The following is a 12,030-nucleotide window of genomic DNA, read 5'->3' on the forward strand; positions in this document are numbered from 1 at the left end:
GACCCGGTTAGTAGGTCAGGGTCTCGAACAGATCATTCCAGCGTGGATTGGCTTCTTCAATCAGCCGCAGCTTCCAAGCCCGGTTCCACTTCTTGATCTGCTTTTTCGCGAAGTATTGCTGCGTCCATGGTCGCGTGGTGCTCAAACCACACGAGGCGAAGCACGTTGTACTTGCCGGCAAAGCGCGAGCCATGTCCTTCGCGATGCTCCCAGATACGCCGGACGAGATCGCTGGTGACGCCGCAATAGAGCGTTCCGTTGCGATCGCTCGCCATAAGATAGACGCATGGTTGAAAGGGGCGGTCACGCATAGAGGCAGGATGGGTATTTCTCGCCAGCCTGTCACCCTTTCCCTCTCGTCACCCCCGCCTGCGCGGGAACGACGAAATTGTGGAACCTAGCCCCCCAGCTCCATGAACGCCTCGTACTGGCTCAGATAAACCTTGCCGGTGAGGTGATTGAGGAAGCCGGAGCGTTTGAGCCGGTCCATGACCGGGCCCTTGACCTCGGAGAGATGGAAGGAGAGCCCGCCCTCCTTCAGGCGCTGGTTGATGACCTCAAGGCTTTCCAGCGCGCTGGCATCAATCGCGTTCACCGCCGGGCACATCAGCACGAAATGCTTGGCTTCGGGCTGTGCGGCGACCAGCTCCAGCACGCGGTCTTCCAGATAGCGGGCATTGGGAAAATAGAGGCTTTCATCCACGCGCAGCGTTATCAGCCTTGGCGATAGCGTGACGGCGTGGCGGTCCACATTGCGGAAATGCTCGGTGCCTGGAACCAGGCCGACAATGGCCGTATGCGGGCGGCTGGTCTTGTAGAGATGCAGGCCGATGGAGAGCACCACGCCGGTGAGAATGCCCGCCTCCACACCCACCAGCAGCGTGGCGAGTATGGTGCCGGTCATGGCCGCGCCATCGCTCTTGGAATAGCGCCAGGTGCGCCGGATGATCGGGAAGTCAGCCAGCGAGAGTACCGCCACGATGATCGTGGCCGCCAGCACGGCCACGGGCAGATCGGCGAGCCATGGCGTCAGGAAGAGACTGGCAAGGCCAATGCCGATAGCGGTAAACGCGCCGGCAGCGGGTGTCGCCGCCCCGGCATCGAAATTGACCACTGAGCGGGCAAATCCGCCGGTGACCGGAAAGCCGCCGGAGAAACCGGCGCCGATATTGGCGGCGCCAAGCCCGATCAACTCCTGATCAGGATCAATGCGCTGGCGGCGCTTGGCGGCCAGCGTCTGCGCGACGGAAACCGATTCCACGAAACCCACCGCCGACAGGAGCAGCGCCGGGCCAATGAGGGCGGAGATCAGCGCCGGATCGACAGACGGCAGGGTGAAGGGCGGCAGCCCGGCCGGAATATCACCCACTGTCGCCACCCCGCGCGCGGAGAGATCGAAAATCTTCACCGCCGCGATGGAGGCCGCGACCGCCAGCAGCGGCGCGGCGCGCCCGATCAGGTTGGCATAGAATTTCGGCAGGCCCAGCCGCCAGAGCAGATCGGCTGCGCCTTTCCTCGCCCACGCGAGGAACGCAAGGGCGGGAATGGCAACGGCGAGCGTCCACAGATTGGCCTCGCCAATGGTCGTGACGAGGCTGGCCACTATCTCGACGCCGGTATGCCCGCCGGCTTGCGTCCCCAGAACATGGCGCATCTGCCCGGCGGCGATCAGAAGCCCCGCCGCCGTGATGAAGCCGGAAATGACCGGGTGGGAGAGGAAATTGGCGATAAAGCCCAGCCGGAACAGGCCCATCGCCACCAGGATCACGCCGGAGAGCACGGCGAGGGTAAGCGCGGCGGTGATATAGCCCATGGAGCCTTCATCGGCGACGCGGCCCACGGCCACCGCCGTCATCAGCGAGATCACCGCCACCGGCCCGACGGCCAGCGTCCGGCCCGTCCCGAAGATCGCGTAGAGCACAAGCGGCGCCATGGAGGCGTAAAGCCCGGTCTCGGGCGGTAGCCCCGCCAGCATCGCATAGGCCAGCGATTGCGGGATCAGCATGATGGTCACGATCACCGCCGCCATCAGGTCGCTGACAAGCGTTTCGCGCCGGTATTCCCGGCCCCATTCCAGAATGGGCAGATAGCGGGAGAGCTTCACCTCCGCCGGTCCTTACGCGTTGTCGCCATGGCGCGCGGCAAGCGCCGGAGCCAGCGGGGCAAGATCATAGCCAGCGCGCGCGCCCGCCTCGATGAGGCTCGCCGGTTCACTCTTGCGCGCCTGCGAGAGCGCCCACAGGCAGGTCGAACGCGTGCCGGACCGGCAATAGGCCATCACCTTGCCATCCGCGCCCTCAAGCGCATCTGCAAAGGCGGAGATGGCACTTTCAGGGAACTGTCCGCCGGAGACGGGAATGTGGTGGAAGGCTATGCCCGCCTCTTTCGCTGCCGCCTGCAGCTCGGACAGAGGCGGCTGGCCCGGCTCCTCACCATCAGGCCGGTTGCAGATCACATCGGTGAAGCCTTGTCCGGCCAGATCACGGATGTCGTCTGCGCTCAGCTGGCCTGCAACCGAAACCGTGGGCGTGAGGGTTTTATGGGGCATGGGAGTGTCCTTGGAAGGGGTGAGCGGTGCGGAGAGGTGGTTTCTCCCCCCGTTTACGGGGGGAGTGGTCCGAAGGACCGAGGGGGGGTGAAAAGAAAAGTTTCCCCCCTCCGTCAGCTGCGCTGACACCTCCCCCGTAAACGGGGGAGGAAAAGACGCCTAAAGCGCATCCACCGGGATTTTCAGATAGGTCGTGCCGTTATCCTCCGCTGGCGGCATGTGCCCGGCGCGCATATTCACCTGCACGCTCGGCAGGATCAGGGTGGGCATGGCCAGCGTCGCGTCGCGCTCGTTGCGCATCTTCACGAATTCTTCCTCTGAAACACCCTCGTGAACATGGATGTTGGCGCGCTTCTGTTCGCCCACGCTGGTCTCCCATTCAAACGTGTCGCGCCCCGGTGCCTTGTAGTCATGGCACAGGAACATGCGTGTCTCGTCAGGGAGCGCATAGATCTTCTGGATCGAGCGGTAAAGCGTACCGGCATGGCCGCCGGGGAAGTCACAGCGCGCCGTGCCATAGTCCGGCATGAACAGCGTGTCGCCGACAAAGGCCGCGTCCCCGATGACATAGGTCATGCAGGCGGGTGTATGGCCGGGCGTGTGTATGGCCTGCACATCAATTCCGCCCAGCTTGAATGTGTCGCCATCCTCGACCAGCCGGTCGAACTGGGAACCATCGCGCTGGAATTCGGTGCCCGCATTGAAGATCTTGCCGAACACGTCCTGCACGGTGCGGATATAGGAGCCGATGGCGAGGGTCCCGCCCACCTTCTCTTTCAGATAGGGGGCAGCGGAGAGATGATCGGCATGGACATGGGTTTCCAAAAGCCACTCCACTTCAAAGCCCTGTTCCTTCACATAGGCGATGATGGCATCGGCGCTGTCGCGCGAGGTGCGCCCGGATTTCGGATCATAATCGAGCACCGAGTCGACAATCGCCGCCTTCTTGGTGGCCGGGTCGGAGACGACATAGCTGACCGTGTTGGTCGGCTCGTCGAAAAAGGCTTTCACGTCAGGAATAGCGGTCATCATACAGTTTCCTTCTGCGGGGTTTGGGCCGCATCGCCTGCCGGTGCGAACGCGTCACACAGGGCGCGCATCACGGCGAGGATGCGGGGGTCTTTGAGGGAATAGAATATCTGTTTGGACTGACGGCGCGTGGAGACAATGCCTTCCGCTCGCAGCCGCGCCAGATCACGCGATAGATTGGGCTGGGCAACGCCGGTACGCGCCTCGATCTCGGATACGGAGAGCTCGCCATCGGCCAGCTCGCACGTCACCAGCAGCCGGTTGGGGTGGGAGAGCAGCTTTAACAGCCCTGCCACTTCATCGGCGCGGGCGCGCACCATCTCCAGATCAAGACCTGCCTGCATGCCTGGCTCCCTATCCATGCCCCTGTCGGAGAAAAATATCACGCCGGGGCTTGCCTTGTCATCACATATATATCATTTTTGATAAATGACAAGTGTGGGGTGGTGACATCTCGCCGCCCCAATAAAAGGACGACAGGGAAAATGGACGCACCTACCGCCTTCACGCCCCTTTCCGCACTCGCGGGCGGGGTTCTGATCGGGCTGTCAGCGGTGATGCTGATGGCGCTCAATGGCCGCATCGCCGGTATCGCAGGCATAGTCGGCGGGCTGCTCGGCCCGGCACCGTTCAATGGCCTGGACCGTTTCTGGCGGCTGGCATTCGTCGCGGGCCTTGTTGCCGCGCCTGCCCTCTGGTTTGCGGCGACGGGGACTATGCCGGAAGTGGCCGTCACCGATAGCTGGCCGCTTCTGATTGTCGCCGGGCTGATCGTGGGCGTGGGCACGCAGATCGGTTCGGGCTGCACGTCTGGCCACGGCGTATGCGGGCTGGCCCGGCTGTCACCGCGTTCTGCCGTGGCGACCGGCGTCTTCATGGCCGCGGCGCTGCTCACCGTCTTTGTCACCAGACATCTTGTATAGGATCAGACCGATGAAAGCTGTTCTTTCTGCCCTGGGTGCCGGTCTTGTTTTCGGGCTGGGCCTTATCGTCTCTGGCATGGTCAATCCGGCCAAGGTGCTGAACTTTCTGGATATTGCAGGCCAGTGGGATCCCAGCCTTGCCTTCGTGATGGCGGGCGCCGCCGGTACCGTCTTTATCGGCTACCGCTTCGTCCTCAAACGTCCGGCCCCGCTCTTTGCCGAGCGCTTCAACGTCCCGACGGCGACGAAGCTGGATGCCCGCCTTATCGGCGGCGCAGCCATGTTCGGCGTAGGCTGGGGGTTGGTGGGCTTCTGCCCCGGACCGGCTTTGACCGCTCTCGGCACGGGCGCGCTGCCAGCACTGCTGTTTACTGCGGCCATGCTGGCGGGCATGGCAGGCTGGCGCTGGCTGGTACGCGATTAATTACTAGCCCCCTCTCGCCCTTCCTCGCGGCGCACGCTAGGTTTCCTTTTGAAAGCCAGCTGTGCCCGCGAGGACGCCCATGCCTCTAGCCATTATCCTGATCGTCAATTTTCTGGTGATTGCCGCCGTGTTCGCGGGGTTGTGGCTGTGGAGCCGCAAAATCAAGGACCCCAGCTTTGTCGATGCTTTCTGGGCATTCGGCATGGTCATACTGGCGCTGACGACCTTCATCATGGCCGGTGATGGCTGGCTGGAGCGCAAGCTGGTGCTGGCAGGCCTGACCATCGCCTGGGGCATGCGCCTCGGCCTGCACCTCTTCCATCGCTGGGGCCGCGAAGGGCCGGACCGGCGCTATAAGGCCCTCATTGGCCGGCTGCAGGACAAGCGTGGCTGGGATTATGACAAGGCGACGGGCCTGGCTGTCTTCGGTCCGCAGGCCATATTGCTGTTCGTTGTCTGCCTGCCTGTGCAGCTCGGCCAGATCAGCGCCGTGCCGGTGGGATTTGGCATTGTCGCCCTTCTGGGCTTTGCGCTGGCGGTCTTTGGCATCGCCTATGAGGCCATTGCCGACTGGCAGCTTTCGGTCTTCAAGGAAAACCCCGCCAACAAGGGCAAGGTCATGGATCAGGGCCTGTGGGCCTGGTCGCGCCATCCCAATTATTTTGGCGAGATGTGCGCCTGGTGGGGTATCTGGCTGATTGCGGCCGAAACCGCTCTTGGCTTCTGGTCCTTCATTGGCCCGGCCTTCCTGACCTTCACCCTCCTGCGCTGGTCAGGCGTGCCGCTGCTGGAGAAGGGCATGAAGACCTCGCGTCCGGGCTATGCGGACTATGCCACGCGCACCAGCGCCGTCTTCCCCTGGCCGCCAAAGGCGCGCGCCAGCGATGAGCCGGTGATCGACGATGAGGATGACACGACTGAATATGACAGCGCGGTCTGAAGGTCTGGCGTCAGTGCCCCTGGCGCCTGCTTTCGCCGCTCTCATCGCTTAAGTCCGGCGCGCGTATGGCCAGCGCCGCGGCGATGATTTCCGTGCCTGCGCGCATGTCTTCGACCGTTTCCGCGTCCGGTATTACTGTCCGGGCCATGTGATCGCGCAGCTCTACCGGGCATACCGCCCAGCCGGCGCAGATGATGATGGCTGCGATCAGACCGAAAACAATGCGCATGGTTGCCTCCCCAGACCCCATTCACGGGAAGGCTAACATTACTTCGCCGTAATGTTGAAGGGGAAAATTGCGATCAGGCCGCGTGCCGCCCTTGCGTGTCCAGCAGTCTGGACCCGGTGCTCTGGCGTTCCAGCCCCTCCACCGCCTTTAGCAGCAGTTTCAGGCTTTCCTGCAGACCGTTGGTGATAAGAGCCGCAGACGCATCATTGCGCGTCAGGGCCAGCTCCAGCCGGTCGGCATCGGGCAGGCGGGCGGTGGCAAGGTCTATCCGCTCGGCGGCTCCTTCAACCCGGCCGGCCGCTTCGGAAATGCCCGATTCCATGCGCCGGGCCAGACCATCAAGGTCAGCGCGGAACGTATCCAGCGTGCTACCGAGATCCATGCCGTGAAGGCTTGATGCGATCTCGCGCATATCGGCGCGGAAGGCGGCCAGTTCCTCTTGCAGTGAGGCGCTCATGGCGGTCTCAGGCCCGGCTGCGGGAGCGGCGGACAGATCAGACCCGCCCAGATCGCCAGCGGCTGCGGGAATATATTCTTCTGTCTCGGGATCGACCGGGATTTCCACCAGTACGGCCTGTCCGCGCGAATCGGCGGGGCTCGAACCGAACAGGGTCACTTCCAGCTCGGCCCGCACTTTTTCCATCTCGGCCATTCTCTGCGAGCCGGAGACGAGCATCCAGCGCAGCGGGCCCGTGCGCGCCGCACGCGTCGAGCGGGCGTCAAACCGGGTAAGGTAAAGCCGGACAAAACTGTCTATGTGCTCGGCCAGAGCCTCGTCCTGACGCGTGTCGCGATTGACCGGCAGCGTGAACCGCAGGGCATAGGCGTGCTCCCCTGAAAGGGGCTCGAGACGATCGCGGCTGGTAATCAGCATGGCGGGAATCCTTCCGGCTTCCCTGCCATCTCGCGCTGATTGCGTTTATGACACGTTAACCTTTCAGCGCGGGCGCTGGTTTTGGTGCGCGTATGCCGAAGAACAGGGCGTAGAGCACCGGCGCAGCCACCAGGGTGAGAACCGTGGCAAAGGCCAGCCCGCCAATGATCGTGACCGCCATGCCCTGGAAGAACGCGTCGGCAACCAGCGGCATCATGCCCAGTATGGTCGTCGCCGAAGCCAGGAAAACCGGGCGCAGGCGGCTTACCGAGCCTTCGCGCACCGCGTCGAACGGTTCATCACCGTTGGCGATGCGCTGATCAAGCTCGTCCACCAGCACGATGGCGTTCTTGATCAGCATGCCAGAGAGCGACAGAAAGCCCAGTAATGCCGTGAAGGAGAAGGCGATATTGGTAATCAGCAACCCGGCCGTGACCCCGCAAATGCTCATCGGCACGATGGCCCAGATGATGAGCGGCTGGCGCACCTTCTGGAACAGGAGGAAGCTGACGACCAGCATGACGATGAGGCTCAGCGGGAGCACCTGACCCAGCGACTCGTTCGCCTCCTGATTGGCTTCGATCTCCCCGCCCCATTCCACCGAATAGCCGCGCGGCAGATCGATCGAATTGATCACGCCGGAAAAGCGCGAAAAGGCTGAGGCGGCCGTCTCGCCTTCGGGCGGATTGGCCTGCACTGTCAGCGTACGTACCCGGTCGCGCCGCCGGATCAGTGTGTCGCGCGCCACCAGCTCGAAGCGCTCCACTGCCTGCGTGATCGGCACATAGCTATTCTGGGACGGACTCCAGATCAGCCGGTCCTCAAGGGCGGACGGATTCTCCCGCTCGGTTAGCGGCGCGCGCGCAATGATCGGGATCAGAAGATCGCCTTCGCGGTAGAGGCCCACCCGGGTGCCTTCCGTGGCAAATTGCAGGGCTTCGCCGATATCCTCACGTGTGACGCCGGTCGCGCGGGCACGGTCGGTGGAAATGACAGGCTCCAGCATCAGTTCGCGGTTGCGCCAGGTATGACGCACATCGGCGAGCGTGCCGGTGTCGTTCAGGCCCGCCACGGCCTGTTCGCCCAGCGCCCGCAATACTTCGGCATCAGGACCGGAGAAGCGCGCTTCCAGACGGGCACCTGCGGGGGGACCGAACACGATGCGCTCGCCGCGCACATCTGCCTCGGGCAGTGTCTCGCGCACATGATTGACGATGCGTTCCGACAGGGCAGGTATCACGTCGGTGGAATGCGCGCGCACCACCAGCTGGCCATAGGCGGTATTGGGCTGTTCGGAAGAATAGGTGAGCATGAAGCGCGTGCCGCCGCGCCCCACGAAGGTGGTCACGCCGTCGGTTTCCGGCTGGACAAGCGCAAATCCGGCGGCCTCGCGCACGGCCCGGTCGGTTGCAAGAATGTCCGTGCCCTGAGGAAGTTCAATATTGATGTAGAATAGCGGGGTATCGGAGTCCGGGAAGAAGGCGGCCCGTACGAAGCCGAAACCCCAGAAGCTGGCCAATGTGATGGTGACAAGCGCCATCAGCGTCAGCCAGCGGCGGCGCAGCGCCCCGGTGAGGATGGCCCGGTAGGCCGAATAGGTCCGCCCGCCATAGGGGTTGGGCTTGGATCCGCGTTCGGACTTGAACAGCGAATAGGCGATCATCGGCGACACTGTGATGGCCAGAAGCCAGGACAGTCCCAGTGATATGCCGATCACGGCGAACATGGAGAACATGAACTCGCCGGTGGAGTCCTGTGACAGGCCCATGCCCGAAAACGCCATGATGCCGATAATGGTCGCGCCCAGCAGCGGGAATTGCGTGGTCTTCACCGCCCGCTCCGCGGCGATCTGGCGGCGTACGCCGCGCTGCACGTCAATCTGCATGCTCTCGGTAACGACGATCGCATTGTCGACCAGCATGCCCATGGCGATGATGAGCGCACCCAGCGAGATGCGCTGCATGGTGATGTCGAACACCGACATGAAGAACAGCGTACCAAGCACGGTCAGGAGCAGGGTGGCCCCCACGGTCACCCCGGCGCGCCACCCCATGAACACGCACAGCATCACGATCACGATGCCCAGCGACATGGCGAGATTGACCAGAAAGCCGCCAATGGCCTCATTGACCACCACGTGCTGTTCGTAGATCGGGCTGAGCTCGACGCCGACGGGAAGGTCCGCCTCTAGCTGGCGCAGGCGCTCCTCCACCCGGTGGCCAACATCGACAATATTGGCGTCCGGCAGGGCGGCAATGCCCAGCGTGAATACCCGCTCGCCATTATGATAGGCGTAGAAGCTTTCCCGCTCGAGGGGTTCACGCCTTACGGTAGCAATGTCGGACAGGCGCAATACGCCGCCAGCCGCGCGCGGATTGATCAGGATGTTTTCCAGCGCCTGAACCCCGTCAACCCGCTGGGGTACCGTCACGCGCAAGAGACGGTCGCCTGCGGGCGTCTCGCCAGCCTGTACCACGGCGTTTTCGTTGCTCACTGCCTGCAGGACCGCGTCAAAGGGCAGGCCCAGCCGGGCAAGCTGTTCCTGCGCGATCTCTATATAGATCCGCTCGTCGGGAAGGCCTGCGACCTCAACCCGCGACACACCCCGCACCACCAGCAGCTCGCGGCGCAGATTGCGCGCCATGTCGCGCCACTCCCGGTCCGAATAGCCCGGAGCCGTTACCGCGTAGAGAATGCCGTATACGTCGGCGAAATCGTCAATCACTTGTGGATCAGCCACACCTGGCGGCAGGCCGGCCGAGGCGTCACGCACCCGCTTTCTCAACTCGTCCCAGACCTGTGGCAGCTGATGGCCCAGAATGTCATCACGGATCGAGACCTGAATCTCCGACATGCCCGGCATGGACTTTGACGTGACGCGGTCCAGCTGGCCCATCTGCTGGATGGCCGCTTCGAGAAGCTCGGTCACCTCGGCCTCCACCTCTTCGGCGGTGGCGCCGGGATAGGCGGTGAAGATGATGGCTTCCTTGATGGTGAAGTCAGGGTCTTCCAGCTGGCCGACCGTGTTGAAGCCCCACAGCCCGCCCAGCAGGCAGGCCAGGATGATCAGCCAGCTGATGACAGGTTTTTCAATGGAAATGCGCGCCAGATTGAAGGCATCATCGGTGCGCGCGGGCTCGGCCGGCGCCTGCTGGGAAGTGTCCGTCATGATAACAGTCCTGCCGGTTTATAGACTAGCGGGCAGCGCCGTTGGCGGCCATCGCACCTGAAGCGGCCATGGGCCGTACGCGCATGCCTTCGCGCAGCGCATTGACGCCGGCGGTCACGATCTGTTCGCCTGCCTGAACGCCTTCCAGCACCAGCGCACTATTACCCTCCACGCCGCGCGTGCGCACCGGCCGGGCGCTGACCTCGCTGGTGTCCGGATCGAACACCCAGACCTGAAAACCGCCTTCTGGCAGAGCCGCCAGCGCGGTTACCGGAATGCGCACCGCATCGCCACCAGGCAGGGATTCCTGATCGAGTTGAACACGCACATTCACCGTCATGCCGGGCAATATGTTGCCGGGCAGATTTTCGGGCAGCGCGAACATCACCTTGTAGGTCTGGGATGCGGCGTCAGGCTCCGCGATAAGCTCACGGAATTCCAGAGGAAATTCGCGGTCGGCCATAAACGGGAAACGGGCCGAGATCGCGTAGCTGTCCGGCCGCTCAAGCGTCGCGATCAGGCTTTCGGGCACGGCGATCGCAACGCGCAGCTCCGACAGGTCCTGCAGGCGAGCCACCGGCTGGCCGGCGTTCAGCGTGGTGAAATTATCAACCAGCCTGCGGCTCATAAGCCCAGTAAACGGGGCTTCAATAGTGGCGTAGGAGAGGTTCTGACGCATCGTATCAAGCGCCACCGAGCGCAGTTCGAACGCGGTGCGGGCATCTTCCAGCGCTGCGTCGGAGGCGATGCCGCGCTCATGCAGTGTCTGCTGGCGGTCAAGATTCGTGCGTGCCTGCTGCAGCTGGACTCGCGCCTCGCGCAAGGCTCGCTCGTAATCCTGGTCTTCCAGCCTGGCGATCAGCGTGCCTTCTTGCACCATCTGGCCTTCGGGAATGGCAAATTCGGCCAGCCGGCCAGAGACCTGAAAGGCCAGATCCACACTATAGCGGGCCTCGACACGGCCGACGAACTCCCGCCGGGCAAGGCCGGTGGGCGCCGCAACCGTCTCGATGCGCGCGGTGCGCAGCGTTTCTTCAGGGGTGGCCGCGACATCAGAGCACGCCGCCAGCAGGGCAGCGGAAACCAGCGCGGCAGCGGGGAGGAGGTAGCGCGTCATCATGACTTGGGCTCCGAAATGAGATCGACCAGCCGGGCCTCTACGCGGGCCCGTTCATCAGGGGAAAGAAAGTCCATGCCGAGCAGATCGGCAAAATGCAGCCCATCCACCGCCAGGAAGACGATGCGGGCAAGGTCGGGATCGGCAGCGTTGGCAAGCAGATCATCGCGCATCTGTGTCATCAGCCCGCGTACCGGGTCCAGCAATTCAGGATGCTCGGCAGCGGCGGCCAGCAGGCCCATCATGAATTTCTGGCTGTGGGGCTCTTTCTCGCAGGCCGTGCGGATCAGTGCCGAAAGCTCGGACTGCCCCTGCTCGCGCGCATCCTTGCGGGCCATTTCCACATCGCAGTGCACGGCATCGACGATGCGCGCCACCATGCCCTTGATGAGGTCCAGCTTGGATGGGAAGTTGTACAGTACGCCGCCCTTGGAAAACCCGCTTTCGCGTACCACCGCGTCAATGGTCAGCCGGCCTGCCCCTTCGCGTTCCACCACGCGCTCGGCGGCGTCAAGAATGACGTCGCGGGCAGAGGCACGGGCTTCCTTGGCGGCAGTTTTCGGCATGATGTGTACTCACAAGGCCTGACGGCGGGGTCCGTCCAGACGGTATGCTGCAGTGCAACGAGGCCGGGGGAGCTAATTGTGCAGCGCATCTATACCGTCTGGACGGTTTTGACGAAATAGCGCGTTCAACACGGCCGTTCAAGAGGTGGCGATGAAAATTTGTTCCTGGCGCCGGGCAGGTCATGAAATGTGACGGTTCGATGAAGATTCA

12 protein-coding genes and 1 pseudogene are annotated in these 12,030 nt (G+C 63.3%); 3 read left to right on the forward strand and 10 right to left on the reverse strand.

Annotated features, from left to right (window positions below; genetic code table 11):
• Positions 1–7: 7 nt before the first annotated feature.
• The 5 genes and pseudogenes from ACTIGC_RS01020 to ACTIGC_RS01040 all read right to left on the reverse strand — a co-directional run bounded on the left by ACTIGC_RS01020 (position 8) and on the right by ACTIGC_RS01040 (position 3,921).
• Positions 8–311: pseudogene (locus ACTIGC_RS01020) on the reverse strand (GIY-YIG nuclease family protein).
• 86 nt (positions 312–397) lie between these two features.
• Complete coding sequence (locus ACTIGC_RS01025) at positions 398–2,104, reverse strand: SulP family inorganic anion transporter (protein ID WP_439632639.1); 1,707 nt, start codon at positions 2,102–2,104, stop codon at positions 398–400.
• 12 nt (positions 2,105–2,116) lie between these two features.
• Complete coding sequence (locus ACTIGC_RS01030) at positions 2,117–2,548, reverse strand: TIGR01244 family sulfur transferase (protein WP_439632640.1); 432 nt, start codon at positions 2,546–2,548, stop codon at positions 2,117–2,119.
• 159 nt (positions 2,549–2,707) lie between these two features.
• On the reverse strand, positions 2,708–3,580 hold the full coding sequence (locus ACTIGC_RS01035) for an MBL fold metallo-hydrolase (RefSeq protein WP_439632641.1): 873 nt from the start codon (positions 3,578–3,580) through the stop codon (positions 2,708–2,710).
• The gene (locus tag ACTIGC_RS01040; protein ID WP_439632642.1) at positions 3,577–3,921 is read right to left on the reverse strand and encodes a metalloregulator ArsR/SmtB family transcription factor; all 345 of its coding nucleotides are present in this window, start codon (positions 3,919–3,921) and stop codon (positions 3,577–3,579) included. The genes ACTIGC_RS01035 and ACTIGC_RS01040 overlap by 4 nt, the downstream gene beginning before the upstream one ends.
• A 141-nt stretch (positions 3,922–4,062) precedes the next feature.
• On the opposite strand from ACTIGC_RS01040, the gene ACTIGC_RS01045 reads away from it, so the two are divergent.
• The 3 genes from ACTIGC_RS01045 (at position 4,063) to ACTIGC_RS01055 (ending at position 5,864) form a co-directional block, all read left to right on the forward strand.
• Positions 4,063–4,500, forward strand: coding sequence for a YeeE/YedE family protein (locus ACTIGC_RS01045; protein WP_439632643.1), 438 nt, complete (start codon positions 4,063–4,065; stop codon positions 4,498–4,500).
• A 10-nt stretch (positions 4,501–4,510) separates the two neighbouring features.
• On the forward strand, positions 4,511–4,924 hold the full coding sequence (locus ACTIGC_RS01050) for a DUF6691 family protein (protein WP_127565165.1): 414 nt from the start codon (positions 4,511–4,513) through the stop codon (positions 4,922–4,924).
• Positions 4,925–5,003: 79 nt separating this feature from the next.
• Entirely contained in the window at positions 5,004–5,864 is an 861-nt protein-coding gene (locus tag ACTIGC_RS01055; protein WP_439632644.1) for a DUF1295 domain-containing protein, read from the forward strand.
• 10 nt (positions 5,865–5,874) lie between these two features.
• Here the strand turns inward: ACTIGC_RS01055 and ACTIGC_RS01060 are convergent, their stop codons facing one another.
• The 5 genes from ACTIGC_RS01060 to ACTIGC_RS01080 form a co-directional block, all read right to left on the reverse strand.
• Entirely contained in the window at positions 5,875–6,093 is a 219-nt protein-coding gene (locus ACTIGC_RS01060; protein WP_439632645.1) for a hypothetical protein, read from the reverse strand.
• A 73-nt stretch (positions 6,094–6,166) separates the two neighbouring features.
• Complete coding sequence (locus tag ACTIGC_RS01065; RefSeq protein WP_439632646.1) at positions 6,167–6,967, reverse strand: hypothetical protein; 801 nt, start codon at positions 6,965–6,967, stop codon at positions 6,167–6,169.
• Between the two features lie 55 nt (positions 6,968–7,022).
• Positions 7,023–10,136, reverse strand: coding sequence for an efflux RND transporter permease subunit (locus ACTIGC_RS01070; RefSeq protein ID WP_439632647.1), 3,114 nt, complete (start codon positions 10,134–10,136; stop codon positions 7,023–7,025).
• A 25-nt stretch (positions 10,137–10,161) separates the two neighbouring features.
• Positions 10,162–11,256: an efflux RND transporter periplasmic adaptor subunit gene (locus tag ACTIGC_RS01075; RefSeq protein WP_439632648.1), complete on the reverse strand. Its 1,095-nt coding sequence runs from the start codon at positions 11,254–11,256 to the stop codon at positions 10,162–10,164.
• Complete coding sequence (locus tag ACTIGC_RS01080) at positions 11,253–11,819, reverse strand: TetR/AcrR family transcriptional regulator (protein WP_439632649.1); 567 nt, start codon at positions 11,817–11,819, stop codon at positions 11,253–11,255. Before ACTIGC_RS01080 ends, ACTIGC_RS01075 begins: the two co-directional genes overlap by 4 nt.
• Between the last annotated feature and the right edge of the window lie 211 nt (positions 11,820–12,030).

Source organism: Glycocaulis sp., assembly GCF_051859565.1.
Classification (GTDB): Bacteria; Pseudomonadota; Alphaproteobacteria; order Caulobacterales; family Maricaulaceae; genus Glycocaulis.